The sequence below is a fragment of the Streptomyces sp. NPDC087300 genome, assembly GCF_044744425.1.
Lineage (GTDB): Bacteria > Actinomycetota > Actinomycetes > Streptomycetales > Streptomycetaceae > Streptomyces.
Window position 1 is genome coordinate 315,785 of sequence record NZ_JBIUYI010000001.1, and the last position, 16,147, is coordinate 331,931.

Below are 16,147 nucleotides of genomic sequence, written 5' to 3' on the forward strand. Positions count from 1 at the left end.
CCTGAACGGGTCAGTCGTGAGGAGCCTCACAAAACGCCGTTTCGGCTCGGTTTTTTCGCCCTTGTCGGGTCAAGATCCTCTCCGACGACAAGCCCCCGCCACAGCGGCGGGGCGGTCCGGGCGGACGCCGAGTCCTGCCGCCACCCGGATGACCGGTCGACATCGGTGCAACGGCAGGAGTGGAGGACCCAAGCACGGCGGGCCCGTCCGGAAGGTCCGGACGACGCGCCCTTGGGGTGAAGCCGCAGAGCACGACGCGGCCGGGCATCTTCGCCTGCCCGAACCCGACAGGTCATCTTTCACAGGCGGCTGACGAAGGGTTGCGCATGACTGCGCTGAATCATGTTCCGTCGCTGCTCAGCAGGACGGGGGCCGCTTCGGCCCTCACGCTCGCCGTCGTAGGCGGCACCGTGGTGGCCCCCGGGCTCACCGGGGAAGCGCAAGCGGCCACGCACGGGACGAAGGCGCTCAAGATCGCGGCTTCCAAGAAGGGCTCCCCCTACCGCTACGGCGCGGCGGGACCCACCCGGTTCGACTGCTCGGGCCTGACGCTCTACTCGTTCAAGAAGACGGGCAAGAAACTGCCGCGCACCGCCGCCGCGCAGTACAACAAGACCAAGCACATCTCCAAGTCCCAGCGGACCCGCGGCGACCTGGTGTTCTTCCACTCCGGCAGGAGCGTCTACCACGTCGGGATCTACGCGGGTAACGGCCGCATCTGGCACGCGCCCAAGCGGAACACCGTGGTGCGCCTGGAGAAGATCTGGTCCAAGAGCGTCTGGTACGGCAGGGTCCGCTGACCCTCGCCGCGACCGTCCTGACCCCCGAGTACTCCGGAGTGCTCGGGGGTCAGGCCAGGACGGGCTCCGCCAGGAGCACCAGACCCAGCACACCGAGCGCGACACCGGTCACCGCCTCGATCGCACGGGCCGTGCGCGGCCTGCGCAGCCACCTGCCGAGCCGGTCGACGAGCAGCGCCACCACCGGGAACCACACCAGGGCGAGCGCCACCACGATGGACGCGAGCAGCAGGGTCCTCGGCATCGCGGGACTGCCCGCGGGCACGAACTGGGGCAGCACGCTCAGGAACGTGATCGACGCTTTGGGGTTGAGGGCGTTGGTCAGGAAGCCCTCCCGCAGACCACCGGCCCGCGCCGTGAGCACGTCCTGCGTCAGCTCGCGCGCTCGCGCCGCTGAACGCAGCGCCCGACAGGCGAGGTACAGCACATAGGCGGCGCCGATCAGTTGGAGCGCCCTAAAGAGCGCGGGGACCGCGGCGAGCACCGCGGCGACGCCCGCGACCGCCAGTGCCGTGTGCACCAGTAGTCCGGCCGCGACCCCGATCGCACTGGCCACGCCCGCCCGCCGGGAGGCGAGGGAGTTGCGTACGACGACGGTGAAGTCGGCGCCGGGCATGGCGACCATGCCCGCGGCGAACAGGGTGAAGGCGACCAGTTGTGCGTCCATGCCGCCAAGACTGCCGGTTCCGAGCCTTCAACGGGTATGTGCAATATCCTGACGGGGACTTAAGCAGCCGTTTAGTCTCCGGGCTCCGGGTGGCCTGCCGCCCGCTGCCGTACGCGCGTCCTTCGCGCCGCAGGGAGCTGCCATGTACGACCCCACGCGGCTCGCCGCGCTCGTCGCGGTCTCCGAGGCCGGTTCGATCACCCGGGCCGCCGAACGGCTCGGGTACACCGTGCCCGCCCTCTCCCAGCAATTGGCCAAGCTGGAGCGGGAGGCCGGGACGGGGCTGCTCGTGCGCCATCACCGCGGGGCGCGGCTGACCGGCGCGGGCGAGCTCCTGGTGGCCAGGGCCCGCCGGGTGCTCGACGAGATGGAGCGCGCCCGGCACGAACTGGCGCAGCTCGCGGGCCTCTCCGGCGGCAGGCTCCGCGTCGGCACCTTCACGACCGCCGGCATCCATCTGCTGCCGCCCGTCCTGACCGCGTTCCGCAGGGCCCACCCGGACGTGGAGCTGACCGTCGCGGACCACGAGCCGCCGCACGGTGTCGCGGCGGTCGCCGCGGGCGAGGTCGACCTGGCCCTCACCCACGCCTACGAACCCGCGGAGACGGCGCCGCTGCCCGCCGCCGTCTCGGCCGAGCGGATCCTCGTCGAGGAGCTGGTCCTGGTGACGCAGCCGGGGCACGCGCTGGCGAGCCAGACGGCACGGCTGCCGCTGAGCGCGCTCGCCGGGCAGCCGCTGATCAGCATGGCGCCGACGCATCCGCCGCGGCAGGCCGTCGAGCGGGCGCTCGCGCGGGCCGGTGCGACGCCCTCGGTGGTGGTCGAGACGCCGGGCTACGCCCTGGTCTGCGCGCTCGTCAGCGCCGGTCTCGGCATCGCCGTGGTGCCGGAGATGGTGGCGCGTACGGCCGCGACCCCGGTCGGCACGCGCCTGCTGGAGCCCGGCGACCTCAGGCGCACCATCTCCGTCGTCCACCGCACGGACGATCCGGGCGCCGCCGCGCACTCCTTCCGGGCACTGCTGCGCGGGGCCTACGGGCGCTCGGCGGGGTGATCCCCGCCGGGTCAGCGGGCCGGGTCGCGGGGCCTGCCCTCGACCGGGGCCGTCCACGGCAGCGCGATCCAGACGGTCTTGCCGCCCTCCTCCGTGGGGCTGACCGACAGCCTGCCGCCGCACTCGGCAGCCAGCCAGCGGATGATGACCATGCCGCGGCCGTTGTCCTGCTGGACGGCGGCGGGCAGCCGCTTGGGGTAGCGGGGGTGACTGTCGGTGACGCCGATCCGCAGCTGTTCGTCCCTGTCGAGCTCCAGGCCCACGGTGAAGGTCGGCGACTGGCCGAGGGTGTGCTGCACGGCGTTCGTGGCGAGTTCGGAGACGATCAGCCTGACCGTGTCGGCCACTTCTGCCTCTGCCGGCAGGCCCCATTCCATGAGCACGCGTGAGACGTATTTCCTGGCCGCGGAGACCGAGGCAGGATCGCTCGGCAGGGTGACGGATGCTTCCTGGTGATCTGCCATGGCGACGCTGTCCCTTTCCCACCGGGGCTGGTCTCGCCGACTCGTGGCGGATGACTCGAGGACAACCCCGGACTGGTGCTTCGCGCAAGCCTGCCACTCCTTGGCCGGTCACGGGTGGCGATCCACCGAGATGTGCATATATCTGTCGCTCGAAGCGGTGAACTCTGCGACGACAGACCGTATTTGGGCGGGAGACCGGCACTTCCTCTACTGTCGCCTACTGTCCCCCGCTCAGCCGCCGGGACACCGACGGTTCGGTCCGGAAGGAGACGGGCATGCAATACGGGCCCGCGGTGCGCCGCCGCCAACTCGGCGCGGAGTTGCGCGCCCTGCGCGGCCTGGCCGGACTCACCAGCAGTGAGGCCGCGGCCAAAGTGGGCTGGCACCAGTCGAAGGTCAGCCGCATCGAGACGGGCCGCAGCGGCGTCAAGGCCGGCGACGTGCGCCTGCTGCTCGAGGCCTACGACGTGAAGGACCCCCAGCTCATCGAACGCCTTGCCGCGTTGGGCGGCACCGAGGACGCGGGCGCGGGGCGCCACCACTGGTGGAAGGCCTACCGCGACCTGCTGCCCGCCACGTACCGCGACTTCATCAGCCTGGAATCGCAGGCGAGTTACGTGCGCACCCTGGAGACCAGTGTCGTGCCGGGCCTGCTGCAGACCCCTGACTACGCCCGCGCGGTGACCAGGGCCGCGCTCGGCGGACTGCCGGAGGAACAGGTCGAGGCCCTGGTGGAGGTGCGGTTGGCCCGTCAGGACGTGCTGCGCGCCGATCCGCCGCTGCGGCTGAGCGTGGTGCTCGACGAGGCGGTGCTGCGCCGTCCGGTGGGCGGGGAGTCGGTCTTCGCGGGACAGCTCGCGCGGTTACGGGAGACGGCACACCTGCCCCATGTGCGCCTCCAGGTACTGCCGTTCGCGGCCGGAGAGCACGTGGGCCTGATCGGGCCTTTCGTTATTTTTTCATTTCCGAACATTGCTGATCTGGATCTGGTTGTTCTCGACCATTTGACGAGTAGCCTCTACCTCGAACGGAAAGAAGACCTTCAGGCGTACACGGAGGCCTTCAACTCCCTTCAGGAACAGGCGCTATCACCAGAGGACTCAACGGATTTCATCGCCGGGCTAGGCGGTGGCGCATAAGGAGGCACCATGACCGAACTGCCTCGACACGTACTTTCCAGCACCACACTGCACGGTGCGCGGTGGCAGCGCAGCAGTCGCAGTAATGGAATGAACAACTGTGTCGAGACGGCCACGCTCGACTCGGGTTCGCTGACCGGCCTGCGTGCCGTGCGCGACTCGAAGGACACGGCAGGGCCCGCCCTGCTCTTCTCCCCCGGCCCCTGGGAGACATTCGTAGACAGCCTCCGGTGAGCGGACCCCGGCCCCGAGCGGGCCGGGACCAGTTCTATCCGGGTGCGTTGCGGCTGATCACTCGTACGGCATCGGCGATCTGTGCGCCGGTGAGGTCCGCGCGAGCGGTCAGCCGCAGTCGCGAGATGCCGTCCGGAACGGACGGCGGCCTGAAGCAGCCCACCGCGAGCCCGGCGGCCCGGCAGTCGGCCGCCCACCGCACGGCCTCCTCGGGTGACGGCGCCCGTACGGAGACGACAGCCGCCTCGGGACGTACCGCGGCGAGACCCTCGGCCGTGAGCAGTCGGTACAGCTCGGCGGCGACCTCGCGGGCGCGCGCCGCACGACCGGGCTCGGCGCGCAGCAGCCGCAGGGCGGCCAGCGCGGCCCCCGCCGACGCGGGCGCGAGGCCGGTGTCGAAGATGAAGGTGCGGGCCGCGTTCACCAGGTGCTCGATGACCTTGGCGGGTCCGAGCACGGCGCCGCCCTGGCTGCCGAAGGACTTCGAGAGCGTCAGCGTGACCACGGTGTCGGGCGCGCCGGCCAGCCCCGCCGCCCGCGCCGCGCCCCGGCCGCCGTCCCCCAGCACGCCGAGCCCGTGGGCGTCGTCGACGACGAGACCGGCACCGAACTCACGGCAGACACCGGCCAGTTCACCGAGCGGCGCGGCGTCGCCGTCCACCGAGAACACCGAGTCGGTGACCAGGACGGCGGGCCCGGCGTGGGCGTCGAGGGTCTTGCGCACCGCGGCCGGGTCCGCGTGCGGCACCACCTGCGTCGCGGCGCGGGCGAGTCGGCAGCCGTCGATCAGGGACGCGTGGTTGCTCGCGTCGGAGACGATCAGGGAGCCGTGCGGGGCGAGCGCGGTGACCGCCGCGAGATTCGCCGTGTAGCCGGAGGAGAACACGAGCGCGGCCTCGAAGCCGCAGAACTCGGCCAGTTCACGCTCCAGTTCGGTGTGCAGTTCCGTCGTGCCCGTCACCAGGCGCGAGCCGGTCGCGCCACCGCCCCAGCGCCGGGCGGCCGCGGCCGCGCCCTCGGCGATCGCGGGGTGCCGGGTCAGGCCGAGGTAGTCGTTGCTCGCCAGATCGAGGAGGCCGCCCGGGTCGGCCGCGCGGGGGCGCAGGGTGCGGACGAGACCGGCCGCCGAGCGCAGCCTGGCCTGCTCGTCGATCCAGTCGAACGGTGCGCTCGCCGGTTCCGCCACACGGGGCCTGTTTGTAGACATTGCACAGACCCTAGTCGCCCGGCCACCCGGCCAGGGTGTGGCAATACCCACACCTCAAACCGTTTCTGTTGTGCGAACTCTCCTTGGCCAGGGGGGTCGCCGTACGTAAGGATCAGCGCCATGGATCTGCTGAACACGCTGGTGGAGAAGGGGCTTCGGCGCGAACTGCCGAGCCGCGAAGAGGCGCTGGCCGTACTGGCCAGCTCCGACGACGATCTCCTGGACGTAGTGGCCGCCGCCGGGAAGGTGCGGCGGCACTGGTTCGGGCGACGGGTGAAACTCAACTATCTGGTCAACCTCAAGTCGGGCCTGTGCCCCGAGGACTGTTCGTACTGTTCGCAGCGGCTCGGCTCCAAGGCCGAGATCCTCAAGTACACCTGGCTCAAGCCCGACGAGGCCTCACAGGCGGCGGCCGCCGGGGTCGCGGGCGGCGCCAAGCGGGTCTGCCTGGTGGCGAGCGGCCGGGGGCCGACGGACCGGGACGTCGACCGGGTCGCGCAGACCATCGCCGCGGTCAAGGAGCAGAACGAGGGCGTCGAGGTGTGCGCCTGTCTCGGCCTGCTCTCGGACGGCCAGGCGGAGCGCCTGCGGGGCGCGGGCGCCGACGCGTACAACCACAACCTCAACACGTCCGAGGCCACGTACGGGGACATCACCAAGACGCATACGTACGCCGACCGGGTCGACACCGTCCAGAAGGCGCACGCGGCGGGTCTCTCCGCCTGTTCGGGGCTCATCGCGGGCATGGGCGAGCGCGACGAGGACCTGGTCGACGTGGTGTACGCACTGCGCGAACTCGACGCGGACTCCGTGCCCGTGAACTTCCTGATCCCCTTCGAGGGCACGCCGCTCGCCAAGGAGTGGAACCTCACGCCGCAGCGCTGCCTGCGCATCCTCGCCATGACGCGCTTCGTCTGCCCGGACATCGAGGTGCGCATCGCGGGCGGCCGCGAGGTCCATCTGCGCTCCATGCAGCCGCTCGCCCTGAACCTCGCCAACTCCATCTTCCTTGGCGACTACCTGACCAGTGAGGGCCAGGCGGGCCAGGCGGACCTGGACATGATCGCGGACGCCGGTTTCGAGGTGGAGGGCACCGACCAGGTGACGCTGCCGAAGCACCGGGTGGACGCGGCAGCGGCCGCGGCGGCGGGCTGCGGCTCGCACGGTGCGGGTGGCTGTGGTTCGCACGAGGACGCGGCGTGCGGGTCGCACGACGCGGGTGGCTGCGGTCCCTGCGGGAGCTCCGAGGCCACGGCCGAGCCCCGGACCGAATCCACGCCGGAGCCCGCGACGACCGCCGGGGCCAACGAGGCGCGCACGGATCTGGTGGCGGTACGCCGCCGGGGCGCGGGAACGGACCTGGCGCCCAATGCCTGACCTCTCCACCACGGAGCTGCTCACGCTCGACCGGCAGCACGTCTGGCACCCCTACGGGCCGATGCCGGGTCGGCAGGAACCCCTGGTCGTCGAGTCGGCGAGCGGCGTACGGATGCGGCTCGCGGACGGCGGGACCGAGCTCATCGACGGCATGTCGTCCTGGTGGTCGGCGATCCACGGCTACAACCACCCCGTCCTCAACGACGCGGTGCGCGGCCAGCTCGACCGGATGAGCCACGTGATGTTCGGCGGGCTCACGCACGAGCCCGCGGTCACGCTGGCCAAGCGGCTCGTCGACATCTCGCCCGCGGGCCTGGAGCACGTCTTCCTCTCCGACTCCGGTTCGGTGGCGGTCGAGGTCGCGGTGAAGATGTGCTTGCAGCACTGGCGTTCGCTCGGCCGCCCCGAGAAGCGCCGCATGCTCACCTGGCGCGGCGGCTATCACGGCGACACCTGGCAGCCGATGGCCGTGTGCGACCCCGAGGGGGGCATGCACGAGCTGTGGCAGGGCGTCCTGCCGCAGCAGGTGTTCGCGGACGCGCCACCGAGCGGCTTCGACGCGTACGACGAGTCGTACGCCGATCACCTCCACGAGCTGATCGGGGCGCACGCCGACGAACTGGCGGGCGTGATCGTCGAGCCGGTGGTGCAGGGCGCGGGCGGGATGCGGTTCCACTCCCCCGGCTACCTCCGCGCGCTGCGCGAGGCGTGCGACGCCCATGACGTCCTGCTGGTGTTCGACGAGATCGCAACGGGCTTCGGCCGTACGGGCGAGCTGTTCGCGGCCGACCACGCCGGTGTCACACCCGATGTGATGTGCGTCGGCAAGGCGCTGACCGGCGGTTATCTGTCGATGGCGGCGACGCTGTGCACGCCACGCGTCGCCGATGGCATCTCGCGGGGCGAGGTGCCCGTCCTCGCGCACGGGCCGACGTTCATGGGCAATCCGCTGGCCGCGGCGGTGGCCGGTGCCTCGATCGACCTGCTGCTCGGGCAGGACTGGAAGACCGAGGTCAAGCGCATCGAGTCGGGCCTGCGCGAGGGCCTGGCCGAGCTGACCGCGCTGCCCGCCGTCAAGGAGGTGCGCGTCCTCGGGGCGATCGGCGTGGTCCAGCTCGATCACCCGGTGGACATGGCGGCGGCCACGGACGCGGCGGTCCGCGCGGGCGTGTGGGTGCGGCCCTTCCGCGACCTGATCTACACGATGCCGCCGTTCGTCACGGGTGACGACGACGTGGCACGGATCGCGCGCGCGGTGTGCGCGGCGGCGAAGGAGGGCTGACATGACCGTCATCGTGGTGTCCGGTACGGGCACGGAGATCGGCAAGACGGTGACGACGGCCGCGGTGGCCGCCGTCGCCGTCGCGGCCGGGCGCAGCGTCGCCGTGCTCAAACCTGCGCAGACCGGCGTCGGTCCCGGCGATCCCGGCGACGCGCGGGAGGTGACGCGGCTCGCGGGCGAGGACATCACCACCCTCGAACTCGCCCGCTATCCCGAGCCGTTGGCGCCGGACGTCGCGGCCCGGCGGGCCGGTCTCGCGCAGGTCCGTCCGCAGCAGGTGGCCGACGCGGCGGCCAAGCTGGCGACCGAGCACGACCTGGTCCTCGTCGAGGGCGCGGGCGGCCTTCTCGTACGCCTGGACGACGAGGGCGGCACCCTCGCGGACGCCGCGCGGCTGCTCGGCGCGCCGGTCCTGATGGTCGTGACGGCCGGCCTCGGCACGCTCAACTCGACGGCGCTGACGGCCGAGGCGCTGCGGGCGCGCGGCGTACGCCAGTTGGGCCCGCTGGTCGGCAGCTGGCCCGCCGCCCCGGACCTGGCGTCCCGCTGCAACCTCGCGGACCTGCCGAAGGACGCGGGCACACCGCTCCTCGGCGCGCTCCCCGAGGGCGCGGGGTCCCTCGCGGGCGCCGCGTTCCGTGCGGCGGCCGGGAGCTGGCTCTCCCCCGAGCTGGGCGGCACGTGGGACGCGGCGGCGTTCACGGAGCGGGAGGCGCCGAGGGCGCTGGAGCGATAGCGACGAGGGCCGCGGGGGGGGGGGACGGTCCCGGGAACGGGACGCCGTCGGCAGGAGAAGAATGCCCGCCGCCGGGGCACCATTGCGGTATCCGCTCGCTCCGTCGAGGAGGGTTCATGTCGCCGCGCTCCCCCAGGCCCGTGTCACGGGACGTCGTGCACCACCCCGTTTTCGCCCGCTTCTACGCCCGGCAGAGCGTGGCGGCCGAGCCCGTGATCGGCGCCCACCGCAAGGAGCTGCTCACCGGCCTGTCCGGACGGGTGATCGAGGTCGGCGCGGGCAACGGGCTCAACTTCCCGTACTACCCGGGCGCGGTCTCCGAGGTCGTGGCGATCGAGCCGGAGCGCGTGCTGCGGCGGCTCGCGGCCTCCGCCGCGCTGCGGGCCGACGTGCCGGTCGACGTCGTGCCGGGTGCCGCGGAGGCGCTGCCGGTCAAGAGCGAGGCGTTCGACGCGGCCGTCCTCTCGCTCGTGCTGTGCAGCGTGCGTGACGTGCCGAGGGCGCTCGCCGAGATCCGCCGGGTGCTCAGGCCGGGCGGCCAGCTCCGCTTCTTCGAGCACGGCAAGGCGCCGGGCACGCTGATGGCGACCACCCAGCGGATCCTCGACCGCACGGTGTGGCCGCCCCTGTTCGGCGGCTGTCACGTCGGGCGGGACCCCCTGGCGGCCCTGCGCGCAGCGGGTTTCGAGGTCGGCTCGTACCGCCGGTTCCTGGTGCCCGCGAAGGGGCCGCGGCTCCCTTCGTCGTACTGCGTGCTCGGCACCGCACGCCGCCCGGAAGCCTCCTGACCTGCGGGGCGTGTTCGGCGAGAGTCTCAGATGGTCTGGGTGAGGTTGACGGCGTTGCCGTCCGGGTCCTTGATGTGGGCGACGCGCTGTCCCCACGGCATGTCGTTGGGCTCCCCGAGCACCGTGCCGCCCAGCGGCTCCACGCGCTTGAGCAGGTCGTCCACCGCCTCGACCCGCACGCTCAGGAGGATCCGTCCCGGTGTGCCGGTCGCGGCGGCGGCGTTCGCGACGATGCCCAGTTCGGAGCCGTCCAAGGTCAGCAGGACGAAGAAGACCTCGCCTTCCTCCGGGGTGCGTTCGGCCACCTCGGCCCCGAGCAGCTCCCGGTAGAAAGACACGAGGTGGTCGACGTCGGGCGTCACGATGATCGGCTGGATGGTGGCGGGCACGGGTTCTCCTCCGACGGGCGGGTGCCGGGCCCGGGTGCGGGCGCGCGGCCGGTCATCGGTGCTGACCCGTACCGGGGCGAGAACTCATCGGTCCCGCCGCGCCCGCCCCGTCACCGGCTCACAGGCTCCACAGCCGCAGCTGGTCCGCGATGGCGTGCACGCTCGCGCCGTCCTCCTTCACCAGACGGGCCAGGTCGCGCACCTGCTCGGGCGAGGTGACGACCTTCAGTCCGCTGGAGACGAGATAGGCGTACGCGACGGACGAGGCGAAGAGCGCGTTGGAGCGTTCGAGCGCGGGGATGTGCAGCAGCACCTGGAGCAGGGCCGCCGCGCGGTCGTGCGGGGTCTCGTAGACGGGCATGCCGAATATCTCCGCCTCGTGCCTGCTGACGGCGGCGACGAGGGCTCCCCAGTCGGTGACCTGCGGGTCTCCCGGGGTCTTGTGTTCGGCGATCATGAGCAGCCAGGCAAGATCGATTCTGAGGTTCAACGTTCAGCGACGACCTTCACGCACCGGGCGGCTGCCCTCGTGCTCGGGGCCGAACTCCTCGGCGAAGACGGATTCGTACTGCTTCATGAAATCGGCGGCGGCCTCGACGAAGGTGTGTCCCACTTCGCCCGCGTCCTGTTTGACCAGTTCCTCGATGTAGCGGTTCACGCTCATGCCCCGGGCCAGGGCGCGCTCCCGCGCGGCCCGAGCGGTGTCCTCGTCCACCCGAACGTTCAACTGAGTCTTCGCCATGCTGCCAAGCTAGCGCCGGAACGCTAGCACCGGCAAGGGTGCCAGAACCCTGTCCCTTACATGCGTTTCGGGGCCCGACCTCGGAGGGATACCGGACACCCTGTATACCCCACTACTCTCGGCGGGATTACGGGAGTTGGGACGGCCACAACCCAGGAGGCGGCCTTGTCCACACCTGCTTCGGCACCGCTCACCGGTCACTCGGGACCCACCGCCGTCGTCGCCCGCGCCCGCGGTCTGACCAAGGCCTACGGCTCGGGCGAGATGACGGTGCTCGCCCTCGACTCGGTCGACGTGGACATCGCCCGCGAGCGGTTCACCGCCGTCATGGGACCGTCCGGCTCGGGCAAGTCCACACTGATGCACTGCCTGGCCGGGCTCGACAACGTGTCGGCGGGCCAGGTGTGGCTCGGCGACACCGAGATCACCGGCCTCAAGGAACGCGAGCTGACCCGGCTGCGCAGGGACCGCATCGGCTTCATGTTCCAGTCCTTCAACCTCATCCCCACGCTCAACGCCCTGGAGAACATGACGCTCCCGATGGACATCGCGGGACAGCGCCCCGACCGCGAGTGGCTCGAGCACGTCATCGACACCTTGGGCCTGCGGGACCGCCTCAAGCACCGGCCCGCCCAGCTGTCCGGCGGACAGCAGCAGCGCGTCGCCTGCGCCCGCGCGCTCGCCTCCAAACCCGAACTGATCTTCGCCGACGAGCCGACGGGAAACCTCGACTCGCGCGCCGGGCTCGAAGTGCTCGGCTTCCTGCGCGAGGCGGTCGACCAGCTCGGCCAGAGCGTCGTGATGGTGACCCACGACCCCGGCGCGGCCGCCCACTCCGACCTGGTCCTCTTCCTCGGCGACGGGCGGATCGTGGACGACATGGCCCGGCCGACCGCGGACGCCGTGCTGGAGCGCATGAAGCGATTCGACTCGCTGCACAGCGTGACGCCGGGCCCGGGTGCGGGTGCGGGTGCGGGTTCGCATCGGAGCACCGGTCCCGGTCCGGATTCGGGTCCAGATTCGGGTCCCGGTCCGGATCCGGGGGCACGCGGTCCCGCCGGCGGCGCGACCGAGCAGGGCTGAGGCGGTCGCGCCGTGCTGAAGGCGACGCTCAGGAGCTTCCTCGCGCATAAGGGCAGGCTGCTGCTCTCCGCCCTCGCCGTGATCCTCTCGGTCGCGTTCGTCGCGGGCAGCCTGATCTTCTCGGACACCGTGACGCGCACGTTCGACCGGCTCTTCGCCTCGACGTCGGCCGATGTGACGGTCACCCCCAAGGAGGACCTCGACGAGGCGGTGCCCTCCGGACAGACGGCGACCGTGCCGGCAAGCCTCCGGCAGCGGATCGCGAAGGTCGCAGGGGTCGCGGACGCGCGCGTCGACGCGCAGGTCCAGAACATCACGGTCGTGGACCGCGAGAACGAATCGGTGGGGCCGACCACCGGCGCGCCCACCATCGCCACCAACTGGTACCCCTCCGACCGCAGCCCCGTGGAGCTCACCTCGGGCCACGCGCCGCGCGCCCGGGGTCAGGCGATGCTCGACGCGGACACGGCCGACAAGAAGGACGTGGCGATCGGCGACACCCTCACCGTGCTGGCGCGCCCCGGTTCGTTCAAGGTCAAGGTCGTCGGCATCGCCACCTTCACCACCACCAACCCCGGTGCCGCCCTCGTCTTCCTGGACACCGCATCCGCCCAGCGCGAGCTGCTCGGCTCGACGGACCGCGCCACGGGCATCTCAGTGACCGCGGCCGACGGCGTGAGCGACACGACGCTCAAGCGCAGGATCGCCGCCGACCTCGGTACCGGCTACGACGTCAAGACCGCAGCCGAGGAAGCCGACTCCGCGGCGTCCGAGTTCGGCAGCTTCCTGGACGTCATCAAGTACGTGATGCTCGGCTTCGCCGGGGTCGCCGTGCTCGTGGGCATCTTCCTGATCGTCAACACCTTCTCGATGCTGATCGCGCAGCGCACCCGCGAACTGGGCCTGCTGCGCGCGCTCGGCGCCGACCGCAGGCAGGTGCGCCGCTCGGTGCTCATCGAGGCGCTGCTGCTCGGGCTGATCGGCTCGACGCTCGGTCTCGCCGCCGGCATCGGCCTCGCCCTCGGGCTCATCAACCTCATGAGCCTGCTCGGGATGAACCTGAAGTCCACGGAGATGGTCGTCGGCTGGGCGACGCCCGTCATCTCCTACGTCGTCGGGGTCGGCGTCACCTTCGTCGCCGCGTATCTGCCGGCGCGCCGGGCCGCGCACGTCTCGCCGATGGCCGCGCTCGCGGACGCCGAGATCGCCGGTGTGGGGCGGCCGTTGAAGGTACGGGCGGCGGCGGGTGCCGTCGTCGCGGCGGCCGGCGCCTCCGCCCTCGTGGGCTGCGCGACGGCGGACAAGACCGCGTCGGCGGCGTCGCTGCTCGCGCTCGGTGTCGTACTGACCCTGATCGCCACCGTCATCGCGGGACCGCTCCTGGTGCGCCCGGTGATCCGGGTCCTGGGCGGCGCGTTCCCCGCGGTGTTCGGTTCGATCGGCCGGATGAGCCAGCGCAACGCGCTGCGCAATCCGCGCCGCACCGGCGCCACCGCCGCCGCGCTGATGGTGGGCCTCGCCCTGGTGGGCGGCCTCTCGGTGGCGAGCGCGTCGATGACCAAGTCGTTCGACCGGCAGATCGACAAGACGCTCGGCGCGGACTTCGTCGTGCAGAACAGCAACTTCATGCCGTTCCCGCAGGAGATCACGGAGAAGGTCCAGGACACCGAGGGCGCGGGCCTCGTCGTACGCCAGCGCTTCACTCCGATCAAGCTCGCGACGCCCGACGGCAAGGACGTCAAGACGACCGCTTCCGGCTACGATCCGCAGCTCGACGACGTCGCCCACATCCCCTACAAGGCGGGCAGTTCGCGGGCCGCGCTCGCCGCGGACCACATCGGCATGGACGCCGGTTTCGCCGCGAAGCACAAGGTCCGCATGGGCCAGGAACTGTCCGCCACCTTCCCCGGCGGGCGTACGGCGAAGCTGACCGTGGGCGCGCTCACCGACCAGGACACGGCCGAGGGCTTCGGCGTCGAGGGCGGTCTCTTCGTCGGGTTCGGCACGGTCGAGAAGTACGTGCCGGACGGCCAGGACTCCGCGCTGTACGTCAACGCGGCCTCCGGGACCGGCGCGGACACCCTGCGCGAGCGTCTGGAGAAGACCCTCGACCCCTATCCGCAGGTCCAGGTCCGCGACCAGGCCGACTACAAGGAGCTGATCCGCCAGCAGATCGCCGTGCTGCTCTACCTCGTGTACGCCCTGCTCGGCCTGGCGATCGTCATCGCGGTGCTCGGCGTGGTCAACACGCTCGCCCTGTCCGTCGTGGAACGCACCCGCGAGATCGGCCTGCTGCGCGCCATCGGCCTCGGGCGGCGCCAGCTGCGCCGGATGATCCGCCTCGAATCAGTGGTCATCGCGGTGTTCGGGGCCGTGCTCGGGCTCGCGCTCGGCCTGGTCTGGGGCGTCGCCGTGCAGCAAGTCCTGGCGCTCCAGGGCATGAAGGAACTCGCGATCCCGTGGAGCACGATCGTCGCGGTGGTGATCGGCTCGGTCGTCGTGGGCCTCGCGGCCGCGCTGCTGCCCGCGTTGCGGGCGTCGCGCATGAACGTGCTCGCGGCGATCGCGCACGAGTGAGGCACCGAGGGGCGGCAGCCGCCGGCTTCGTACGAATTCGTTGGCGGCCGGACCGGCCCGGTGATGAACTGCCCGCACCAGCAAGCACGTTCACAACGCGCGAGGAGAGTTCATGACCCGGCCATTCCGTTTCGGCGTCAACCTGACCCACCTGACGACGGGCGACGACTGGCGCGAGAAGTGCCGCAAGGCCGAGGCGCTCGGCTACGACGTGCTCCTCGTCCCCGACCACCTCGGGGCGCCCGCGCCGTTCCCCGCGCTCGTGGCCGCCGCGGAGGTCACGGACCGGCCGAGAGTCGGCACGTTCGTCCTCAACACCGGCTTCTGGAACCCGATGCTCCTGGCCCGCGAGGTGGCCACCACGGACGCCCTCACCGGCGGTCGGCTCGAACTCGGCCTCGGCACCGGCTACGTCAAGCCCGAGCACGACGCGGCCGGTCTGCCCTGGGGCTCGCCGGGCGAACGGGTCGGCCATCTCCGGCGCACCGTCGGGGAGTTGGACAAGCTCCTCGCCTCGGAGGAACACCAGCCGCAGACGCTCCAGAAGCCCCGCCCGCCTCTGCTCATCGGCGGCAACGGCGACCGCATGCTGCGGCTCACCGCGGAACACGCCGACATCGCGGCGTTCACCGGGGCCAGGTCGGTCCCTGGCGACGACAGCGGGAAGCTCCTTCACCTCACCGCCGAGGAACTCGACGAGCGGATCGCCGCCTACCACCGCTTCGCCGCCGGCCGCGCCGCACCCGCCGAGCTGAACCTGCTGATCCAGCTGGTCGAGGTGACCGACGACCGGCGCGCGGCGATCCGCCCGGTCGTCGACCACATCCCCCACCTCACCGAGGAGACCGCGCTGGAACTCCCGATCCTCCTGATCGGCACCGTGCGTCAGATCGCCGATCAGCTGCGCGCCCAGCGCGAGCGGTACGGCTTCTCGTACATCACGGTCCTCGAGCCGTACTTCGAGGCGTTCGGTCCGGTCATCGAGGAACTGAAGGGAAGTTGAAGGGGAGTCGAAGGCGGCCTCCGGCTCCCTGGCCCGACGTCGGCGTACCCCGCGTCCACATGCCGAAAATCCCGCGCGGCACGGCCCCTGCCGGTGATGGGATGCCGCCATGACCGATCTACGGATTCGGGCCGCGACGCCCGACGATCTCGACGCCGTGCTCGCCTTCTGGAAGGTGGCCGCCGAGGGCACCAGCATCAGCGACGACCGCTCCGGAGTGGAGCGGCTCGTCGACCGGGACCCCGAGGCGCTGATCCTCGCCGAGCGCGCGGACGAGCTCGTGGGCACGGTGATCGCGGGCTTCGACGGCTGGCGCTGTCACCTCTACCGCCTCGCCGTGCACCCCGAACGGCGGCGCCAGGGCGTGGGGGCCGCGCTGCTCGGGGCCGCCGAGGAACGCTTCGTACGACTCGGCGGGCGCCGCGGCGACGCGATGGTCCTGGACGACAACGCACTCGCCCAGCACGCCTGGCGCGCGGCGGGCTACGCGCCCGAGCCGCAGTGGAGCCGCTGGGTCAAACCGCTCGTCGGCTGAGGGGCGGGCCCGCCGGGCGCCGGGGCGGTCCTGCCGGGGAATTAACATGGTGGGACCACTCGTCTCCACG

The 16,147-nt window shown here is 71.7% G+C and carries 18 protein-coding genes and 1 riboswitch; of the genes, 12 read left to right on the top strand and 6 right to left on the bottom strand.

Annotated elements, in window-relative coordinates:
* Positions 1 to 144 precede the first annotated feature (144 nt).
* A riboswitch (cyclic di-AMP (ydaO/yuaA leader) is annotated at positions 145 to 323 on the top strand.
* Between the two features lie 3 nt (positions 324 to 326).
* On the top strand, positions 327 to 800 hold the full coding sequence (locus ACIO9J_RS01300) for a C40 family peptidase (RefSeq protein ID WP_401990620.1): 474 nt from the start codon (positions 327 to 329) through the stop codon (positions 798 to 800).
* A gap of 49 nt (positions 801 to 849) precedes the next feature.
* On the opposite strand, the gene ACIO9J_RS01305 is transcribed toward ACIO9J_RS01300, so the two are convergent.
* Positions 850 to 1,467: a LysE family translocator gene (locus tag ACIO9J_RS01305; protein WP_401990623.1), complete on the bottom strand. Its 618-nt coding sequence runs from the start codon at positions 1,465 to 1,467 to the stop codon at positions 850 to 852.
* A gap of 142 nt (positions 1,468 to 1,609) precedes the next feature.
* Between ACIO9J_RS01305 and ACIO9J_RS01310 the strand changes: the two genes are divergently transcribed.
* Positions 1,610 to 2,521 (top strand): LysR family transcriptional regulator, encoded by a 912-nt coding sequence (locus ACIO9J_RS01310; RefSeq protein WP_401990626.1) that lies wholly within the window; start codon positions 1,610 to 1,612, stop codon positions 2,519 to 2,521.
* Between the two features lie 11 nt (positions 2,522 to 2,532).
* On the opposite strand, the gene ACIO9J_RS01315 is transcribed toward ACIO9J_RS01310, so the two are convergent.
* Positions 2,533 to 2,985, bottom strand: coding sequence for an ATP-binding protein (locus ACIO9J_RS01315; RefSeq protein ID WP_401990629.1), 453 nt, complete (start codon positions 2,983 to 2,985; stop codon positions 2,533 to 2,535).
* Between the two features lie 275 nt (positions 2,986 to 3,260).
* Here ACIO9J_RS01315 and ACIO9J_RS01320 point away from each other — a divergent pair, with 275 nt between their 5' ends.
* Both ACIO9J_RS01320 and ACIO9J_RS01325 read left to right on the top strand, forming a co-directional pair.
* On the top strand, positions 3,261 to 4,124 hold the full coding sequence (locus ACIO9J_RS01320) for a helix-turn-helix domain-containing protein (protein ID WP_401990632.1): 864 nt from the start codon (positions 3,261 to 3,263) through the stop codon (positions 4,122 to 4,124).
* Between the two features lie 9 nt (positions 4,125 to 4,133).
* Positions 4,134 to 4,358, top strand: a complete 225-nt coding sequence (locus tag ACIO9J_RS01325) for a DUF397 domain-containing protein (protein WP_401990635.1) — start codon at positions 4,134 to 4,136, stop codon at positions 4,356 to 4,358.
* A gap of 34 nt (positions 4,359 to 4,392) precedes the next feature.
* Here ACIO9J_RS01325 and ACIO9J_RS01330 read toward each other — a convergent pair whose 3' ends face one another.
* A complete protein-coding gene (locus ACIO9J_RS01330) occupies positions 4,393 to 5,565 on the bottom strand; it encodes an 8-amino-7-oxononanoate synthase (protein ID WP_401990638.1) in 1,173 nt (390 codons plus the stop codon).
* Positions 5,566 to 5,685: 120 nt separating this feature from the next.
* On the opposite strand from ACIO9J_RS01330, the gene bioB reads away from it, so the two are divergent.
* The 4 genes from bioB (at position 5,686) to ACIO9J_RS01350 (ending at position 9,748) form a co-directional block, all read left to right on the top strand.
* Entirely contained in the window at positions 5,686 to 6,942 is a 1,257-nt protein-coding gene (gene bioB / locus ACIO9J_RS01335) for a biotin synthase BioB (RefSeq protein WP_401990641.1), read from the top strand.
* Positions 6,935 to 8,224, top strand: a complete 1,290-nt coding sequence (locus ACIO9J_RS01340; RefSeq protein ID WP_401990643.1) for an adenosylmethionine--8-amino-7-oxononanoate transaminase — start codon at positions 6,935 to 6,937, stop codon at positions 8,222 to 8,224. Before bioB ends, ACIO9J_RS01340 begins: the two co-directional genes overlap by 8 nt.
* A gap of 1 nt (position 8,225) precedes the next feature.
* Positions 8,226 to 8,960, top strand: coding sequence for a dethiobiotin synthase (gene bioD, locus ACIO9J_RS01345; RefSeq protein ID WP_401990646.1), 735 nt, complete (start codon positions 8,226 to 8,228; stop codon positions 8,958 to 8,960).
* Between the two features lie 116 nt (positions 8,961 to 9,076).
* Entirely contained in the window at positions 9,077 to 9,748 is a 672-nt protein-coding gene (locus ACIO9J_RS01350; protein ID WP_401990649.1) for a class I SAM-dependent methyltransferase, read from the top strand.
* 26 nt (positions 9,749 to 9,774) lie between these two features.
* On the opposite strand, the gene ACIO9J_RS01355 is transcribed toward ACIO9J_RS01350, so the two are convergent.
* The 3 genes from ACIO9J_RS01355 to ACIO9J_RS01365 form a co-directional block, all read right to left on the bottom strand.
* Complete coding sequence (locus ACIO9J_RS01355; protein WP_401990652.1) at positions 9,775 to 10,137, bottom strand: VOC family protein; 363 nt, start codon at positions 10,135 to 10,137, stop codon at positions 9,775 to 9,777.
* A gap of 118 nt (positions 10,138 to 10,255) precedes the next feature.
* Positions 10,256 to 10,627, bottom strand: a complete 372-nt coding sequence (locus ACIO9J_RS01360; RefSeq protein ID WP_401990655.1) for a fic family toxin-antitoxin system, toxin component — start codon at positions 10,625 to 10,627, stop codon at positions 10,256 to 10,258.
* Positions 10,628 to 10,630: 3 nt separating this feature from the next.
* A complete protein-coding gene (locus tag ACIO9J_RS01365; RefSeq protein ID WP_401990658.1) occupies positions 10,631 to 10,879 on the bottom strand; it encodes a toxin-antitoxin system HicB family antitoxin in 249 nt (82 codons plus the stop codon).
* A 165-nt stretch (positions 10,880 to 11,044) separates the two neighbouring features.
* Here ACIO9J_RS01365 and ACIO9J_RS01370 point away from each other — a divergent pair, with 165 nt between their 5' ends.
* From ACIO9J_RS01370 to ACIO9J_RS01385, 4 genes are all read left to right on the top strand, one after another.
* The gene (locus tag ACIO9J_RS01370) at positions 11,045 to 11,962 is read left to right on the top strand and encodes an ABC transporter ATP-binding protein (protein WP_401990661.1); all 918 of its coding nucleotides are present in this window, start codon (positions 11,045 to 11,047) and stop codon (positions 11,960 to 11,962) included.
* 12 nt (positions 11,963 to 11,974) lie between these two features.
* A complete protein-coding gene (locus ACIO9J_RS01375) occupies positions 11,975 to 14,539 on the top strand; it encodes an ABC transporter permease (protein ID WP_401990663.1) in 2,565 nt (854 codons plus the stop codon).
* 112 nt (positions 14,540 to 14,651) lie between these two features.
* On the top strand, positions 14,652 to 15,542 hold the full coding sequence (locus ACIO9J_RS01380; protein ID WP_401990666.1) for an LLM class F420-dependent oxidoreductase: 891 nt from the start codon (positions 14,652 to 14,654) through the stop codon (positions 15,540 to 15,542).
* Positions 15,543 to 15,651: 109 nt separating this feature from the next.
* Entirely contained in the window at positions 15,652 to 16,077 is a 426-nt protein-coding gene (locus ACIO9J_RS01385; RefSeq protein ID WP_401990669.1) for a GNAT family N-acetyltransferase, read from the top strand.
* The last annotated feature ends 70 nt before the right edge of the window (positions 16,078 to 16,147 follow it).